Source organism: Cryptosporangium minutisporangium (genome assembly GCF_039536245.1).
GTDB classification, from domain to species: Bacteria; Actinomycetota; Actinomycetes; order Mycobacteriales; family Cryptosporangiaceae; genus Cryptosporangium; species Cryptosporangium minutisporangium.
Genome location: NZ_BAAAYN010000052.1, coordinates 43,830 through 59,287, shown reverse-complemented (window position 1 = coordinate 59,287; position 15,458 = coordinate 43,830). Strand labels below are relative to the sequence as shown.

The window sequence follows — 15,458 nt, the reverse complement described above, 5'->3', positions numbered from 1 at the left end:
CGTGGCGCGTTTCGGGCGAACTGTGCCTACGCGTCCCGTCCACCGCAGGACTCGACGACCGCGAGCTGCTGCCGGTACCAGGCCGCCTGGGCCTCGTCGGTGAGGTCCGCGACGTCCCACGCCTCCTGCATGTTGGCGGGGTCGCTCACCCACTCCCGGATCTCGAACGTGGTCGCACCACCGGTGAGCGTCAGCAGCCAGACCGTGATGTGGTCGACCGCGGCGACCAGCGACCGGTCGTGCGCGGGCGGCAGCGGCGCCTGGTAGCAGCGCTCGGCGCTCGGCAGCGAGTTGAGCGCGACCGTGAGCTTGACGAGCTCCCGGGTGTGGTCCGGGCCGTACTGGAAGCGAACCTTCCCCGCTCCGCCGGCCTCGCTCACCGCCGACGGCAACGGCACGCCGTACGGCGTCCACCGCCGTTCGAGCTCGTCGAGCGCGGCCCGCACCTCGGCGACGTCGTCGACGTGCTCGGGGCGAACGCAGACCTCGGGCGTGCCGTCGAAGCAACGGGTGTCGTTGGGGCGTTTCTCGGCCGCGGCCCAGCCGGTCACATCCGGCGGGAGCAGGAACGCGACCACGGCGACCACCACCGGCACCGCCGACGCCACCGCCGCCGACCGCCGGCGGGCTTCACCAGAGAACACCCCATCGGTGCCGACGGTGCGCGTCGGGCCGAGGAGCGCGATCGCCCCCGCCACCGCGGCGAGCACGGCGAGGCCGACCAGCGCCGATCCCCAGGCGGCCGGCCGCGAGTACGTCTCGGCGCCGGTGCAGCAGCCGTGGAACTGCCCGTTGAGCTGGTTGAGCAGCGGGATGCGCGCCCAGCCCGGCGCCAGCATCCAGGCGACCGGCACGACGATCAGGACGACCAGGGCGCGCGTCGGCGACAGGATCATCCCGATCCACGCCCCGAAGAGGATCTGCGCCAACAGGACCAGCAGGCTCACCGCGACGATGCCGAGCGCGATGCGGAATCCGGCGAACGCTCCGCCGACCAGCACGACGACGAGGTGCGCGACAACCCCGAACGGAAACAGCGGCCAGATCGCGTTCAGCAGAACGAGGAGCGGTGGGCGGACACCGCCCCGGGCGAACGCGCCGCCGTTGCGCAGTCCGATCGCACGGACGGCGGCCGCGATGCTGAGGACGGTTCCCAGGTAGACGGATTGGGCGACCTCCGCGGTGAGCGAGACGCCGTAGTCGAGCTCCTGCGGCGCGTAGAACATGAACGCGAACGGCGCGACACAGACGAAGAGCCAGGCCAGCCCTTTGAGCCCGACGGTGCGGGCGGCGAGTTTCGGTGGCATCAGCGCGCCTCCCCGCCGAGCAGCGACCAGTACGCCGCCCAGGCCGCGCGTTCATCGGGGTCCAGCTTCTGTTTGCGCGGAACCGGTGCCGCCGCGGGCGCCAGGCCGAGGAACGTGCTCTGCGGCCCGGAGAACCGCCAGGTGCCCGCCGCCAGAACCGCGACCTGGTCCACACCCTCGACCGCCGCGTCCCGGGTGTCGCTGCTGGAGACCACGACCGCGATGCTCCGCGACAGCCGGCGGACCACGTTCCAGAACTTCGCGCGGTCGGGTGGCTCCAGCTCCGCGGTCGGCTCGTCGAGGAACACGAAGCGCGCGCCGTGTACCAGCGCCTCGGCGAGGGCGAGCCGGGACCGCTGCCACGGCTTGAGCGTCTGCGTCGTGAGGTTCGCGGCGTCGGCGAGGCCGACGTCCCCCAGGCAGTCGGTGACGCGAGCCGCCGCGTCCGCACGGCTCAAGCCTTTCAGCCAGCCGACGTACGCGACCTGGTCACGGACGGTCAGGCCGGAGATCCAGGGTGGCTTTTGCGGCAGCCATCCGACGACGCGGCGCAGGTCGCCGCCGTCCGTGAGCCGAATCTGCCCCTGCCGCGGGCGCTGGACCCCGGCCAGCAGGCTCAGCAGCGTCGACTTGCCGGACTTCTCCGGGCCGAGCAGTACGGTCCGGCTCGCCGGCGGCACGGCCCAGTCGAGTCCGGCCAGGACGTCGGGTTCTCGCCGGGAGTAGCGGTAGTGCAGCCCTTCGGCGACGAGCGCTCCCGACATTCTATTGTGTCCTTTCGCCCACCCTGCTGACCGGCGTGAACGATAGACAGCAACGTTCGGGCACCGCACTATCCGGTCGGCTAGCCGACTCCGGAATTGCCTCCTTCCGGCTGGAGCGCCGACGCGGGTTCAGCGGTGGGTCGTCGGCTGTGCGTCGGGGGCGGACGGGGAGATCACGTCCTGGGCGATCTGGAAGGCGTCCTCCATGCCCTGGTGCTTCGCCGCGGCGATCGCCTGGGCGAACTGGACCGCGGTGAAGCTCACGACCTGGTCCGGGTCCTGCTGCCACTGCGCGCGGCCGGTGTCGATGAGGGCCACGCCGACGCCGAGATCGAGGCCGCTGGCGTTCATGCTCAGCTGGTGCTGCGAGATCTCCTGCCGGATCGCGTACAAGATCTGCTGATCGGGCGTGTCCACGTTCACTCCTTCGCCGGCGATGTCGGGATCGGCATTCCCCGTCGGAGCGGCCGGTAAGCCGAGTCAAGCGCTCGACCCGGAAGGAACGAATTCGTATAGTCCGAAATCGTGGAACCCACCGGCTGGTCCGCGCTGCTCGCCTTGCAGCGCGCCACCCACGCCACGCTGCAGCTTCTCGCCGCCGAGCTGGTCGACCTGGACCTGACCGCCTCGGAGATCAGCGCCCTGGCCAACCTCGCCGACGGACGGCCCCGCACCGTCTCCCAGTTGGGCGCCGACATCGGCTCCCGGCCGACCACGCTGACCAGCGTCCTCGACCGGTTGGAACGGCGCGGGCTCGTCACTCGCGGGACGCGCCCTGGCGACCGACGCGCCGTACTGATCGAACTCACCGACGCCGGGCGCGCGACCGCTGCCGTGATCCGGGACGCGATCAGCGCGCTGGAGCAGCGCGCTCTCGGCGGGCTCTCGTCCGAAACCCTCAACGGTCTGCGCGCCGGCCTCGACGCCCTCACGGAGGTGGCCCGGTGAGCGACGGCCTCCCCGTCGCCGAGACCGGCGAGGACACGTTCGACACGTTCGTCGAACGGCACCCCGCGCTGCTCGACGAGCGCCTGCTCACCCGGTTCCACCACCCGGCGACGCTCGCGACGCCGACCGCCAAGCAGGGGTGGGTCGGCCCCGACCGGGCGCCGTTCCCCACTCCGGAGAGGGAGTCCTGAGGTGCGGGCGATCTACTTCGAGGAGTTCGGCGGCGCGCTGAGCGTCACCGACGTGCCGGACCCGGCTCCACCGCCGCACGGCGTCGTCGTGGCGGTCGACGCGACCGGTGTCTGCCGGAGCGACTGGCACGGCTGGCAGGGCCACGACCCGGACGTCCACCTGCCGCACGTTCCGGGCCACGAACTGGCCGGGACGGTCGTCGCGGTCGGGGCCGACGTCCGGCGGTGGCGGCCCGGTGACGTCGTCACCACGCCGTTCGTCACGGCCTGCGGGATCTGCCCCGAGTGCGCCTCCGGTGACCAGCAGGTGTGCCGGAACCAGACGCAGCCGGGGTTCACCGGCTGGGGCTCGTTCGCACAGTTCGTGGCGCTCGACCACGCCGACGTCAACCTCGTCCGGCTGGACGGCCTCTCGCCGACGCACGCCGCCGCCCTGGGGTGCCGGGTGGCGACCGCGTTCCGCGCCGTGATCGACGTCGCGCGGGTCCGCGCCGGGGAGTTCGTCGCCGTGCACGGGTGCGGCGGCGTCGGCCTGTCGGCCGTCGCGATCGCGGTGGCGGCAGGCGCGCGGGTGCTCGCCACTGATCCTTCTCCGGACGCCCGGCAGCTGGCCGTCGCGTTCGGCGCGGAGCACGCGCTGGACCCCGCGGACGCTACGAGCGCCGCCGCGATCGTCGACCTGACCAGCGGTGGCGCGCACGTCTCGCTCGACGCGGTGGGGCAAGTCGCGGCGTGCGAGGCGTCGATACGGTGCCTGCGCCGACGCGGACGCCACGTCCAGGTCGGGTTGCTGCCCCCGGCCGCGGGGCGGCCGAGCGTCCCGATGGAGCTGGTCATCGCGCGCGAGCTGGCGGTGCTCGGCAGCCACGGCATGGCCGCGCACGACTACCCGCGCCTGCTGGAGCTGGCGCGCAGCCTCCCCCTCGATCGCCTGGTCACCCGGGAGCTACCCCTCGACGCGGGTCCGCAGGCCCTCGCCGAGGTCGGGGCCGCCGCCCATCCCGGCATCACGGTCCTTCGCCCCGACGCCGGTTGACGCGCATCCGGCACGCGCTGGAGGCCGGGCGCCCGTCACTCCGCGCGGAGGTAGTCGACGACGAGTTCGGGGGGCGGGCCCGCGTCGTCCGAGCCGTCCGGGAAGTCGAACACCGCGAGCATGTGCTGCATCGGGTACCACGGTGGCCCGGCGCACTCCCGGACGACCGCGCCGTCGACCGAGAACACCACCCGCTCGTGCGTCCAGTCGACCGCGTACGTGTGGAACTCGGCGACGTCGATCGGCAGCCGGGGCGCGGCGAAGTCCTCGCGTGCCGCCGGATCACGGAAGGCGTGCAGTCCCATGCCGACCTCCGCCGACTCCCCCGGCACCACCGCACTCCCGAAAACCTCGGCCACGCAGATCTCGGCGCACCGCGACGGCACGTCCTCGAAGCCGACCAGCCACCACGCCGCCATCGACGTCGGCCCCAGCACCATCCGGGCCCGCATCTCCAGGCGCCCGCCGATCGGCAGCCAGCCCTGGAACGGCGGCTGCTCCTCCCGGACGGCGAGCCCGTCCCGGTACGGCTGCTGGCCCCGGGTGCTGCCGACCGGCCCCGACCAGTTCCCGGACTGCACGCCCGACACCCGCATCGGCGGCGTGTGGTCGTCGGCGCACCACAGGCCCTGATCGGCCGGTACCGAGAGGCGAAGGCACGAATCGGCCAGCGTGTACGACGCCCGGGTCTCCGCCCGCGAACTCCACGCCGGTAGGTAGTGCGGCAACCACAGGTCGGTGTTCAGCTCCGCGCCGTCGAACTCGTCCACGACGCGTCAGCCTACGGCCGGCCGCAGGTCGGGAAGCGGCCGCGTAGCCCCGGCGTGCCCACCGCCGGTCGGGGGCGGCCGGTTTACGCTTCGGCCATGACCACCAGGCCCGTCCGTATCGGTGTGCAGATCCAGCCCCAGCACGCCGACTACCAGACCATCCGCCGAGCGGCCGCAGAAGCCGAGGATCTCGGCGTCGACATCCTGTTCAACTGGGATCACTTCTACCCGCTCTACGGCGACCCCGAGGGCCAGCACTTCGAGTGCTGGACGATGCTCGCGGCCTGGGCCGAGCAGACCTCCCGCGCCGAGATCGGCGCACTGGTGACCTGCAACAGCTACCGCAACCCGGAGCTCCTCGCCGACATGGCGCGCACGGTCGACCACATCAGCGACGGCCGGCTCCTGCTGGGCATCGGCTCGGGTTGGTTCGAGAAGGACTACGACGAGTACGGCTACGAGTTCGGCACGGCCGGCGGTCGCCTCGACGACCTCGCCGAAGCGCTCCCCCGCATCGAGTCGCGGCTGGCGAAGCTGAACCCGGCGCCAACCCGACACATCCCGGTGCTCATCGGTGGCGGTGGCGAGAAGAAGACGCTGCGGCTCGTCGCCCAGCACGCGGACATCTGGCACAGCTTCGGCGACGCCGCGACGGTCGAGCGCAAGCTCGGCGTCCTCCGCCGGCACTGCGCGGACGTCGGGCGGGACCCGGCCGAGATCGAGATCTCGGTCGGCGCCGTGGGGACGCCGGCCGAGAACGGTCGCACGCTCCTCGATCTGGGCGTCACGCTGTTCACCGTGGAGACCGGCGGCCCCGCGTACGACTTCACCGAGCTGCGCCAGTGGATCGCCTGGCGGGACGAGATCAACGGCTGATCCCCATCCCTTCCGGCCGGCTCTCCCGTCGCACGGACGTGGGGAGCCGGTCAGGCGTCGGCGGCGTCGCTGTGGCCGAGGCTGCGGCCCGGGGCGACCCGGTCACGGACGCGCTGCTTGACCTGCGTCGGCTCGGGGAAGCCGTCGTCCTTGCGGCTCCACACGACGGTGTCGTCGACCCGGACCTCGAACACCCCGCCGGTTCCCGGAACCAGCGCGACCGCGCGGAGATCGTTCTCGAACGTGGTCAGCAACTCCTGGGCGAGCCACGCCGCGCGCGGCAACCACCGGCACCGGACGCAGTACTCGACCTCGACCTGCGGCTTCTGTTCGGCCATCGCCCCGCCTCTCGTCCGGACCTCGACAGACCGACGGTAGAACGCGCGGTCGCGGCGCACTGCGGGAGGGTCGGGCATCGTAGCCCGCGCCCGGTCGCCGTGTCCACTGATGCCCGGCCACCGCCACCGGTGCCGATCCGTCGCAGACTGCCCCCATTCGGCGTCTCGCGAAGGGGGTACGACTCGTGCAGGGGGATCGACGTCACCCCGGGTTCCCGGCGCTCGTGGGTAGGGGCCGCGAGCAGCGACAACTCCGTGATCTCCTGGACCGGACGGCGGCCGGCCGGTTGACGCTGGCGGTGATCGAGGGACCCCGCGGCAGCGGGAAGAGCAGGCTGCTCCAGGAGTTCGTCACCACGGCCCGCCGACGGGGAGCGGCGACGGTTCGCGAGGCGGATTGGATCGACGGCAGCGGGATGTGGCGGATCGTCGCGGCCGACGGGCCCGCCGACGCCTCGCCGGGTGCGATCGTGCCTCGCCTGCTGACCTGTGAGCATCCGCAGTGGATCCACCCGCGGGTGTGGCCGGAGCTGGAGGCGATCGCCCGGACCGTGCCGGTGCTGGTCGTGCTCGTCCGGCGGAGCGGTGCGACCTGGCCGGAGCCGGAGCAGGTGACCCAGGCCGGTCTGCACCGGGTGGTGCTCGAACCGCTGACGCCGTCGGCGGTGGCCACGCTGCTCACGGCGCTCGCCGGCGGAGCGCCTGACGCCGAACTGCGCGCGTTGAGCGCGGTGGCCGCCGGGAATCCGCAGGCCGTTCAGGACCTCGTCACCGGTCTGCGGGAGGAGCGCCTGTTACGGGTCGACGCCGGCCGCGCAGGCGTCGTCGCGATCCGTCTGCCTGCGCGGATCCGAGCCCAGCTGGACGCGACGCTGGCCGCGCTGTCGCCACCGGCCCGCCACCTGGTGCAGGTTGCCGCCACGATCGGGCAGCGCTTCGGGCTCCGTGAGCTGGCCGGGCTGCTGCACCGCAACGCTGCCGCGCTGGTGCCCGCGGTGGACGAGGCGCTCGCCTCCGGCCTGGTGATCGGGGTGGACGAGGACTTGGTGTTCCGGCACGAGCTGGTGCGGGCGACCGTCGAGGAGTCACTACCCCGCTCGGTGCGGGTGGCCCTCCGTGACGAGCGCGCGTCGCGTCGCCCCCGCCCGGCGCCCGGAGGTCCGGCACGGGCCTCCGGGCCGGACCGACCGGCTCCGGACTGGCGCGGGCTGACCGAGCAGGAGCGGCAGATCGCGGTGCTGGTCGGCTGCGCGCTGACCAACCAGCAGATCGCCCGCCGCATCGGCCGCTCGCCGCACACGGTCAACTACCACCTGCGGCAGATCTTCCGGAAGCTCGACCTCACCTCGCGGGTCGAGCTGGCCCGGCTCGCCCGCGACCACACCGGCCCGGACGACGGCCCGGTCACGGCGTGACCTCGAGCGCGCTCAGGACCTGGTCGGTCGTCGGGGTGGCGGCGCATCGGCGCGCGGCGTACCAGAGCGCCATCCGGTGCTCCTCCGCGCTGAAGTCCGCGACCGCGTCCGCGACCAGGAAGGGCTGGACGTCGTTGGCGTACGCGTCGGCGGCGGTGAGCAGGCAGCCGATGTGGGCGAACACCCCGCAGACGACCAGCTGGTCGCGCCCGGCGACGGCGAGGTCGGCGGCGAGCGTCGTCCGGTGGAACGCGCTGTACCGGTACTTGGTGAGCACGGTGTCGCTCGGTGCGGGCGCGACCGCGGGCACGATGTCCGTGGCCCGTGGGTCGTCGGTCATGCCGGGGCCCCAGAGGTCCTGCAGCAGCCCGCGGGCGGCCGGCGTCATCCGCCCCGGCTGCGCGGTGTGGATCACCGGCATGCCGAGAGTCCTCGCCGCGTCCTTCAGTCGGCGGACGTTCGTGAGCAGCTCGGTGGTGGGCGACTGCCCGGGCGGGAAGAAGTCCAGGAAGTAGCCCTGCATGTCGTGGACGAGCAGCGCGGCGCGCGCCGGATCCGGCCGCCATCCCGCCGGGCCCTCGGTCAGCTCGGCGGCGGTCGGCATGGCGTACGACGCGATCGACGGTATCGGCACCGGACAGTCCTCTCTCTCACGCCCGCAGCGCAGCGCCGCCGTCGACGTACAGGTCGTGCAGGGTGATGTGGCGCGCCCGGTCGGACGCGAGGAACACGACGGCGTCCGCGACGTCGTCCGGCTGGGCGAGGCGCCCGAGCGGAATGCCGACCCGGTAGCGGTCGGGGTCACCGCGCAGGGTGGCGTCCCGGTCGTCCGGGCCGTTCCACATCCCGCGCAGCATCGGGGTGTCGGTGGAGCCGGGGGCGACGACGTTGCAGCGGACTCCGAACTCGGCCAGCTCCAGGCCCAGGCACCGGGTGAACTGCGCGGCCGCGGCCTTGGACGCCGCGTACGCCGCCATCCGGCTCCGCGGGACACCGGCGGCGTTCGACCCCACCGTGACGATCACGCCGCGCCGTCGCGGCACCATCCGCCGGGCGACCGCGCGGGAGCACCGGAACACACCGCCGGCGTTCACGTCGAACACCTCCGCCCACTCCCCGTCGCCGGTGTCGAGCGCGGGTCCGGTGGTCAGCACGCCCGCGACGTTGACGAGCACGTCCAGCGTCCCGACCGCCGACTCGGCGGTCGCGACCGCGTGCTCGGTCGCCGCGGTGTCCCGGACGTCCAGCGGCACCGCGGTCGCGTCGTGTCCGCAGTCGCGCAGCTCCTCGGCGAGCCGGCCGGCCGCCGCGTGGTTCCGGTCGGCCAGGACGACGCGGGCGCCCTCGGCCGCCAGCGCTCGGCCCACCGCGGCGCCGATCCCCTGGCCCGCGCCGGTGACCAGCGCGCCCCGACCGACCAGCCCTGACGGCGTCATCAGTAGTACCGGTGGGCCGCGCCCCAGGACTCACCCGGGCCGAACAGCATTCGCGGCTTCAGCACGTCCGGCGCGGCGGTCAGCAGCTCGACCGGCACCAGGCCACCCGGCGGCACCGCGGTCACGGTCACCTCCAGGTCGAAGGCGGCGCCGATCGCGACCGCCAGCGCTTCCGTCGCCGCGGCCCGGTACCGGTCGGCGACCTCGATCTGGACGGTGAGCCGTGTCCCGTCGAAGCGGGCCCGCCAGAACAGGACGCCGAGCTCGGCGGGGAGCGAGAAGACGATCTCCTCCAGGCCAAGCTGGGTGAGCCCTCGATAGCCCGAGCCGGCCCGGCCCAGCACCCGTACGTCCGGCAGCCACCAGCCGCAGGCACAGGGCCGGTAGGAGACCTCGACCTCGTCCGCCAGCTCGTAACGCAGCAGCGGCATCGCCTCGCGGTGGAGCGGCGTGACGACGAGGCGGCCCCGTCCGTCCGGTTTGATCTGTCCGGTGGCCGGGTCGTGCACCTCGACGATCGCCCGGTCCGCCCACAGGTGCAGGCGCCCGTGCGGGCAGACGCCGGCCAGGCTGCCGACCTCGGTGGCGCCGTACTCCTCGACGACCGGGACGCCCCACAGTGCCGCGATGCGTGCCCGCCGGGCCGCGCTCAGCGGCTCCCCGGCCACGAACAACGCCCGGAGGGCCGGAAAGTCGCGACCCGGCTCGTACCCGGCCAGCCGCGCGGCGGCGACCCAGAGCAGCGTCTCGGTCGGCAGCGACCAGGTCACCGTGACGTCGAGATCGTGCAGCACGCGGATCAGCCGCGCGTAGGGCATCGCGAGCGACCGGTTGTCCGCCGGTACGACGGTCGCACCGGCACGACGGGCCGCGGCGTGCGCGAGGTGCCCGGTGATCATCAGCGCGTACGGCGTCCGCACCAGGAAGGTGTCCTGCGAATGGATCCCGGTCCACTTGCGGGCGAAGCGTCCGGCGAGGTCGTCCCAGTCCGCCGCGGTGTAGTACGACGCCGTCGGCTCGCCGCTGCTGCCGCTGGACTCGTGGTAGGTGGCCAACTGGGCGCGGTCGACCGCGAGCAGGCCGAACGGGTAGGCGTCCCGTAAATCGGTCGTGGTGGTGAGCGGTGCCAGGGCCAGCTCGTACGGGACACCCCGGCGCTGGTAGAACGGCGATCGGGCGGCGGCCGCGAGCACGGCGTCGAGCCGGGCGTCCTGGAGCCGGGCGAGGTCGGCGAACGAGGACCAGTCCCCGATCTCCGGCAGCGTGGTGGTCATTCAGGTCTCCTCTCCGAGCAGGCGGAGCGCGTTCTCCGACGTGACTTTGCGGAGAACGGCCGGGGCGAGGTCGAGGGCGGCGAGCTTGGCCAGCTCCACCCGGGGGTGCTGCAGCGGGTACTCGGTGCCGAACAGCACTCGGTCCGGGCCGAGCCGGTGCAGCGCCAGCCGGGCCACCGCGGTGAAGCAGCCGGACGTCTCGGCCACGATGTTCGGCTGCGGCGCGATCGTGGCGAGGCCGCGTACGTCCAGCCCGGTGAAGCCACAGTGTCCGAAGACGAAGTCCACGGCCGGGAACGCCCGGGCGAGCGTCACCAGGTCGGCGGCGCGGGTACCGGGCCGGCCCAGACAGACCACGTACACCGGGTGGCGAGCCGCTTCCGCAGTGGCCACCAGCGCACGAACACCCGGATCGTCGAGCCGCACCCCGTGCACTGCCGGGGAGATCTCCAGGCCGCGGTAGCTCGGCGCCTCGGCGGCGTAGGCGGCCACGTCGGTCGCCGGATCGGCGAAGAAGAACGGCAGCAGGCGCCCGCCGCTGCGGTGCGTGTTGCGGAGCACGAAGTCGTTGTCCGCGACGGGCCGAACCGCTGACCGTCCGCCGCGGTGGGCGGATCGACCGGCGCCGGCCCCGACGAGCTCGGAGAGCCGATCCAGGTCCACCAGCCCACCGGCGGACACCGCAGCCCGGCCGATTCCGAGGTCGTCCATGACCCGCAGCAGGTCGTCACGGGCCCCGGCGGCGGGCGGCAGCCGGGCGTGGAAGTCGACGGCGCTCATAACTCGTGGCACAGCTCGTCGATCGCGTACCCGACGTGCCGCGCCCGTTCGGGCAGGTAGCCGAGGAGCTGGTCGCCCGGGCGGAGCGCCGTGGAGTTGAGGACGCGCGCCCCCGGGCCCAGGATGCGCACGTGCCAGTCGTCCTGGACGATCAGGTTGACCGGCTCACCGCAGTCGGCCACCGCGTCGATCGAGAGCAGTGGCCGGGTCTCGATCTTCACCCGTCCGACCGGTACGCGCCGGGTGCGGCCGTCCGCGCCGACCGCCAGCACCGTGTCGCCGGCCCGGAGCTCACTCAGGTACCGGGTGCGTTCGACGTCGGCCAGCGTGTAGGACATCACCGCCCCGGCGTTGACCCGGAACGGGCGGGTGGGCATGTACGGCAGCGGGTGCGTTTCGCTGACGCAGAGCACGAGTGCCCGGGCCCGGGAGCCGACCAGAATGCCTTCGTCCTGGCGGAGGTAGGTGCAGGTGTCGACGCAGGCCCGCTCACCGGCTCCGATGTGGGTGATGCCGGTGACCGTGAACGTGGAGAGCGTCAGGTCGGGTGAGCGACGCCGGACCGCCTCCACGAGCCGGGTCGCCTCGCCCGGCCGGGAGGGGGCGAGCAGCACCGCTCCGGGGCCGTGCTCCAGCACGTCGGCGTGGATCGCCGCTTCCTCCGCGTCGCCGACGACGGTGACCACGAGGCGGTCGGCGTCGGCGGCCGCGGCGAGCACGATCTCCAGCGGGATGTTCGTCGGGTCGCGGAAGCGGAGCACCGTGCAGGGGTCGCGGCGTGCGCTGGCGCACGCGGCTGCGAGGGTGTCGGCGTCGGTGACCTCGACGTAGCTGCCGAACGACGTGCCGGGGTGCGCGGCGGCGAGCCGGTCCCGGGCGCCGTGGGCGGCCGGGACGACGACGACGAGGTCGGCGGCGCCGAGGTCGGACGGCAGGTCCGCCCCCTCGGGGAGGAGCACCCGGGTGACCGTCGGCGGCAGCTCGCGGAGGTCGGCCGGGTCGGCGGCGAGGATCGCGTCGAACCCGGCGTGCAGGGCCTCGTCGCGGACGGCGCCGGCGGCATCGCCGACGGTCCGCAGATCCAGCCAGCACTGCGTCCGCCGGTCGGCCGCACCGGCGGTGCGCGCACCTCCCCCCGCGGCCACGGCGGTGGACGGAGCATCTGCGGCGCCGGGCGGAACCAGCGCGGTCATCGGGCCACCGCCGCGGTCCGGTCGCTCACCAGCGCGGCCAGCCGACGGACCCGCGCGCCCGGATCGTCCGCGGTGAACACCAGGCGCCCGGCCGCCACGCCGCCCGCTCCCCCGTGCACCGCGGTGAGCAGGTGACGGAAGGTGTCCTCCGGGTCCGCCGATCCTCCCCCGGCCGCCACCACCGGCACCGGACAGGTCCCGACGATCGCCGCCACCTCGGCCGCCGAGTCCGGCAGAGCGGTCTTCACCAGGTCGGCACCGAGCTCCGCGGCGACCGTCACCGCGTGCGCGACGACGTCCGGGGCCCGGCCGTCGACGACCGCCGGTCCACGGGCGTAGACCATCGCCAGCAGCGGCACGCCCCACCGCTCGCAGGCGTCGGCGACCGCCGCGAGATCGGCGATCTGCCGCGCCTCGGTGGCCGATCCGACGTTCACGTGGACGCTCACCCCGTGCGCACCGAGGCGCAGCGCCTCCTCCACGCCGCACACCAGGTACTTGGCGTCCGGGTCGCCGGCCAGCCCGGTGCTGGCGCTCAGGTGGACGACGAGCGACATCGAGCGGAACCAGCGCGGCCGGACCTGACGCACCGATCCCTTGTGCAGCACGACGGCGTCCGCGCCGTTGTCGGCGATCTCCCCGATCAGCCGGTCCAGGCGTCCGCTGTGGGCCGCCGGGCCGACGCTCACCGGGTGGTCGAGCGGAACGATCACCAGGCCGGTGGAGTCGCGGCGATAGAGATGTTGCAATCGGATGCGGCGGGCGAAGGAATCGTTCACCGGCACGGTGTTTCTCCTCGGTTCGGGATATTTCTCGGAATCGGAAATCACGACCTCTTCTCGATCGGGACGCTAATCCGGTGCGCGCTCCGGCCCCACTACCTCTCCGGGTAGCGGAAGCGGCGTACTACCCGACCGAGTAGTTGCGACCGCCGATCACGGACCGGCACCGTCGGCGACCGGATCGTTTCCCTTTCGCCGAAAGAGGCTCCGCACCATGACGACCGACTCTCCCGATCTGGAGCGCCTGCTCCGCGACGACGCACCCGCCTTCGCCCTGCTCCACCGCGCGGGCAACGACCGCCTGGAGTTGTTCACCGGCGAGGCCACCGCCGTGGCGAGCCTCGCGGATCTGCCGCTGCCCGAGTTGGGCGGGGCCACCGGCGAACTGGTGCCGGACCTGCTGGCGGTGGTGCCGTTCCGGCAGGTCGCGGAGCGCGAGCTCCGGGCGGTGGACGACGGTGAGCCGCTGATCGCGCTCTCGATCCGCGCGTCCACCACGCTCCCGGTGGACGCGCTGGACGCGGTGGACGCGTCGAGTGCCGCGCCGGAGCACGGGCGCTTCGACCGATCGGACGCCGAGTACGCGGACGCCGTCCGGCGGGTGGTCGCCGAGTACATCGGTGGCGGCGTGGGGTCGAATTGTGTGCTGCGTCGCGTGTTCCGCGCTCGAATTCCCGGCTGGTCGCACCGCAGCGCACTCGCGGTTTTCCGTCGGCTACTCCGGACCGAGCACGGCGCGTACTGGACGTTTCTCGTGCACGGGAACGGCCGGACGCTGATCGGCGCATCACCCGAGGCGCAAGTGCGGTGCGAGGACGGAATAGCGACGATGAGCCCGATCAGCGGAACGTATCGGCATTCCGCCGCCGGGCCGCGGGACCGGGAGCTGGCGGCCTTTCTCGCGGACCGGAAAGAGACCGAAGAACTGTTCATGGTCGTCGACGAGGAACTCAAGACGATGTCCCGGATCTGCGACCGGCCGCCGCGGGTGCGCGGCCCGTGGCTGCGGCGGATGTCCCGGGTCACGCACACCGAGTACGCGATCGAGGGGCGGACCTCCCGCGACGTCCGGGAGGTACTCCGCCGGACGCTGCCCGCGCCGACCGTGACCGGCAGTCCGCTGGCGGCCGCCTGCGAAGCGATCGCGGACCACGAGCTCACCGGCCGCGGGTACTACGGCGGGGCGCTCGCGCTGTTCGGACGACGGGCCGGGCGCCGTGTGCTGGATTCCGCGCTGCTGATCCGGACCGCGGACGTCCGTGCCGACGGTGCAGTCACCATCGGCGTCGGCGCGACGCTCGTGCGCCACTCCGACCCGGTGGCCGAAGCCGCCGAGACCCGCGCGAAAGCGGCCGCGCTGCTCGCCGCGTTCGGTCACGCGCCGAAGGCTCCGCCCCTGAGGACCCGCACGATCCGGTCGGCGGGCACCGCCGCCGGGGCAGCGCCCGTCGCCGGAACAGCGCACGCGGCCGTGCCCGGCCACCGCATCCGTGCCGCGCTCGCCCAGCGCAACACCGGCCTCTCCGGCTTCTGGCGAGGGCTCGGCGCCGGCACCGCCGGACCGGGTCTGACCGATCGGCGCCTGCTCCTCGTCGACGCCGGCGACGACTTCACCGCGATGCTCGCGGCGGTCGCCGGCGCACTCGGCGCCGACGTGCGGATCCGTCCGTTGACCGCGCCGGACCACGTGCTGCTCGCCGGTCTCGGGCCGCACGATCCGGTGCTGATCGGACCGGGCCCGGGCGATCCGCGGGACACCGCGGTGCCGCGGATCGCCCGCCTGCACGCGCTCACCCGGACGTTGCTGACCGCGCGGCGACCGGTGCTGGCGGTGTGCCTGGGCCACCAGGTGCTGGCCGGTGCGCTCGGCCTCCCGATCCACCGGCTACCGCGGCCCGCACAGGGGGTGCAGCGGTGGATCGACTGGCACGGACGGCCGGAGCGGGTCGCGTTCTACCACACGTTCGCGGCGGTCAGCGGTACCGACCGGTGGCGCTGCCCGCGCACCGGCCGCGCGGTCCGGCTGCTCCGGGACCCGACGAGCGGCGTGGTCCAGGCGCTCGCGACGTACGGCGTCCGATCGGTGCAGTTCCACGTCGAGTCGATCCTGACCGAGCACGGTCCGGCCGTCGTCGAGGAACTGGTGCGGGCGGTGATCGCCGAGACCAGCCCGGCGGAGAATCCGCCGATCCGGGGAGCAGATGCCCGCAAACGGGGGTCAACGGCCGGACATCCGGCCGGTAACGTCTCATCTGTCGGCGACCCCACCGACGCCAGATGGCGCGCGTGAGCTGCCCGAACGGCTGTTCAGCTCGCTCCACGCCGTCCACGACAATTCGTCCGCGAAC

General features: G+C 73.5%; 17 protein-coding genes. 6 read left to right on the top strand and 11 right to left on the bottom strand.

Annotated elements, in window-relative coordinates; translation table 11 throughout:
* Positions 1-26 precede the first annotated feature (26 nt).
* The 3 genes from ABEB28_RS35735 to ABEB28_RS35725 all read right to left on the bottom strand — a co-directional run bounded on the left by ABEB28_RS35735 (position 27) and on the right by ABEB28_RS35725 (position 2,488).
* Entirely contained in the window at positions 27-1,307 is a 1,281-nt protein-coding gene (locus ABEB28_RS35735) for a DUF7224 domain-containing protein (RefSeq protein ID WP_345732704.1), read from the bottom strand.
* Complete coding sequence (locus ABEB28_RS35730) at positions 1,307-2,071, bottom strand: ATP-binding cassette domain-containing protein (protein ID WP_345732703.1); 765 nt, start codon at positions 2,069-2,071, stop codon at positions 1,307-1,309. The genes ABEB28_RS35735 and ABEB28_RS35730 overlap by 1 nt, the downstream gene beginning before the upstream one ends.
* A 129-nt stretch (positions 2,072-2,200) precedes the next feature.
* A complete protein-coding gene (locus ABEB28_RS35725) occupies positions 2,201-2,488 on the bottom strand; it encodes a hypothetical protein (RefSeq protein WP_345732702.1) in 288 nt (95 codons plus the stop codon).
* Positions 2,489-2,596: 108 nt separating this feature from the next.
* On the opposite strand from ABEB28_RS35725, the gene ABEB28_RS35720 reads away from it, so the two are divergent.
* Genes ABEB28_RS35720 through ABEB28_RS35710 form a run of 3 tightly spaced genes read left to right on the top strand, consistent with a single transcriptional unit; the run spans position 2,597 to position 4,246 of the window.
* The gene (locus ABEB28_RS35720; protein WP_345732701.1) at positions 2,597-3,019 is read left to right on the top strand and encodes a MarR family winged helix-turn-helix transcriptional regulator; all 423 of its coding nucleotides are present in this window, start codon (positions 2,597-2,599) and stop codon (positions 3,017-3,019) included.
* On the top strand, positions 3,016-3,210 hold the full coding sequence (locus tag ABEB28_RS35715; RefSeq protein WP_345732700.1) for a hypothetical protein: 195 nt from the start codon (positions 3,016-3,018) through the stop codon (positions 3,208-3,210). The genes ABEB28_RS35720 and ABEB28_RS35715 overlap by 4 nt, the downstream gene beginning before the upstream one ends.
* 1 nt (position 3,211) lies before the next feature.
* Complete coding sequence (locus ABEB28_RS35710) at positions 3,212-4,246, top strand: zinc-binding dehydrogenase (RefSeq protein WP_345732699.1); 1,035 nt, start codon at positions 3,212-3,214, stop codon at positions 4,244-4,246.
* A 35-nt stretch (positions 4,247-4,281) separates the two neighbouring features.
* Here the strand turns inward: ABEB28_RS35710 and ABEB28_RS35705 are convergent, their stop codons facing one another.
* Positions 4,282-5,016 (bottom strand): glycoside hydrolase family 16 protein, encoded by a 735-nt coding sequence (locus tag ABEB28_RS35705; protein WP_345732698.1) that lies wholly within the window; start codon positions 5,014-5,016, stop codon positions 4,282-4,284.
* A gap of 96 nt (positions 5,017-5,112) precedes the next feature.
* On the opposite strand from ABEB28_RS35705, the gene ABEB28_RS35700 reads away from it, so the two are divergent.
* On the top strand, positions 5,113-5,892 hold the full coding sequence (locus tag ABEB28_RS35700; RefSeq protein WP_345732697.1) for an LLM class F420-dependent oxidoreductase: 780 nt from the start codon (positions 5,113-5,115) through the stop codon (positions 5,890-5,892).
* A gap of 50 nt (positions 5,893-5,942) precedes the next feature.
* Here ABEB28_RS35700 and ABEB28_RS35695 read toward each other — a convergent pair whose 3' ends face one another.
* On the bottom strand, positions 5,943-6,230 hold the full coding sequence (locus ABEB28_RS35695; RefSeq protein ID WP_345732696.1) for an Rdx family protein: 288 nt from the start codon (positions 6,228-6,230) through the stop codon (positions 5,943-5,945).
* A gap of 224 nt (positions 6,231-6,454) precedes the next feature.
* Here ABEB28_RS35695 and ABEB28_RS35690 point away from each other — a divergent pair, with 224 nt between their 5' ends.
* Complete coding sequence (locus tag ABEB28_RS35690) at positions 6,455-7,645, top strand: LuxR family transcriptional regulator (RefSeq protein WP_345732695.1); 1,191 nt, start codon at positions 6,455-6,457, stop codon at positions 7,643-7,645.
* On the opposite strand, the gene ABEB28_RS35685 is transcribed toward ABEB28_RS35690, so the two are convergent.
* Genes ABEB28_RS35685 through ABEB28_RS35660 form a run of 6 tightly spaced genes read right to left on the bottom strand, consistent with a single transcriptional unit; the run spans position 7,635 to position 13,113 of the window.
* Positions 7,635-8,279, bottom strand: a complete 645-nt coding sequence (locus tag ABEB28_RS35685; protein ID WP_345732694.1) for an isochorismatase family protein — start codon at positions 8,277-8,279, stop codon at positions 7,635-7,637. The two genes, ABEB28_RS35690 and ABEB28_RS35685, sit on opposite strands and share 11 nt — an antisense overlap.
* Positions 8,280-8,295: 16 nt before the next feature.
* Positions 8,296-9,081: a 2,3-dihydro-2,3-dihydroxybenzoate dehydrogenase gene (locus ABEB28_RS35680; protein WP_345732693.1), complete on the bottom strand. Its 786-nt coding sequence runs from the start codon at positions 9,079-9,081 to the stop codon at positions 8,296-8,298.
* Entirely contained in the window at positions 9,081-10,355 is a 1,275-nt protein-coding gene (locus tag ABEB28_RS35675; RefSeq protein WP_345732692.1) for a phenylacetate--CoA ligase family protein, read from the bottom strand. Before ABEB28_RS35675 ends, ABEB28_RS35680 begins: the two co-directional genes overlap by 1 nt.
* Positions 10,356-11,135 (bottom strand): amidohydrolase family protein, encoded by a 780-nt coding sequence (locus tag ABEB28_RS35670; RefSeq protein WP_345732691.1) that lies wholly within the window; start codon positions 11,133-11,135, stop codon positions 10,356-10,358.
* Positions 11,132-12,328 (bottom strand): 3-dehydroquinate synthase II family protein, encoded by a 1,197-nt coding sequence (locus ABEB28_RS35665; RefSeq protein WP_345732690.1) that lies wholly within the window; start codon positions 12,326-12,328, stop codon positions 11,132-11,134. The genes ABEB28_RS35670 and ABEB28_RS35665 overlap by 4 nt, the downstream gene beginning before the upstream one ends.
* The gene (locus tag ABEB28_RS35660; RefSeq protein WP_345732689.1) at positions 12,325-13,113 is read right to left on the bottom strand and encodes a 2-amino-3,7-dideoxy-D-threo-hept-6-ulosonate synthase; all 789 of its coding nucleotides are present in this window, start codon (positions 13,111-13,113) and stop codon (positions 12,325-12,327) included. Before ABEB28_RS35660 ends, ABEB28_RS35665 begins: the two co-directional genes overlap by 4 nt.
* A gap of 211 nt (positions 13,114-13,324) precedes the next feature.
* Between ABEB28_RS35660 and ABEB28_RS35655 the strand changes: the two genes are divergently transcribed.
* Positions 13,325-15,400, top strand: a complete 2,076-nt coding sequence (locus ABEB28_RS35655) for an anthranilate synthase family protein (RefSeq protein ID WP_345732688.1) — start codon at positions 13,325-13,327, stop codon at positions 15,398-15,400.
* Positions 15,401-15,458 lie beyond the last annotated feature (58 nt).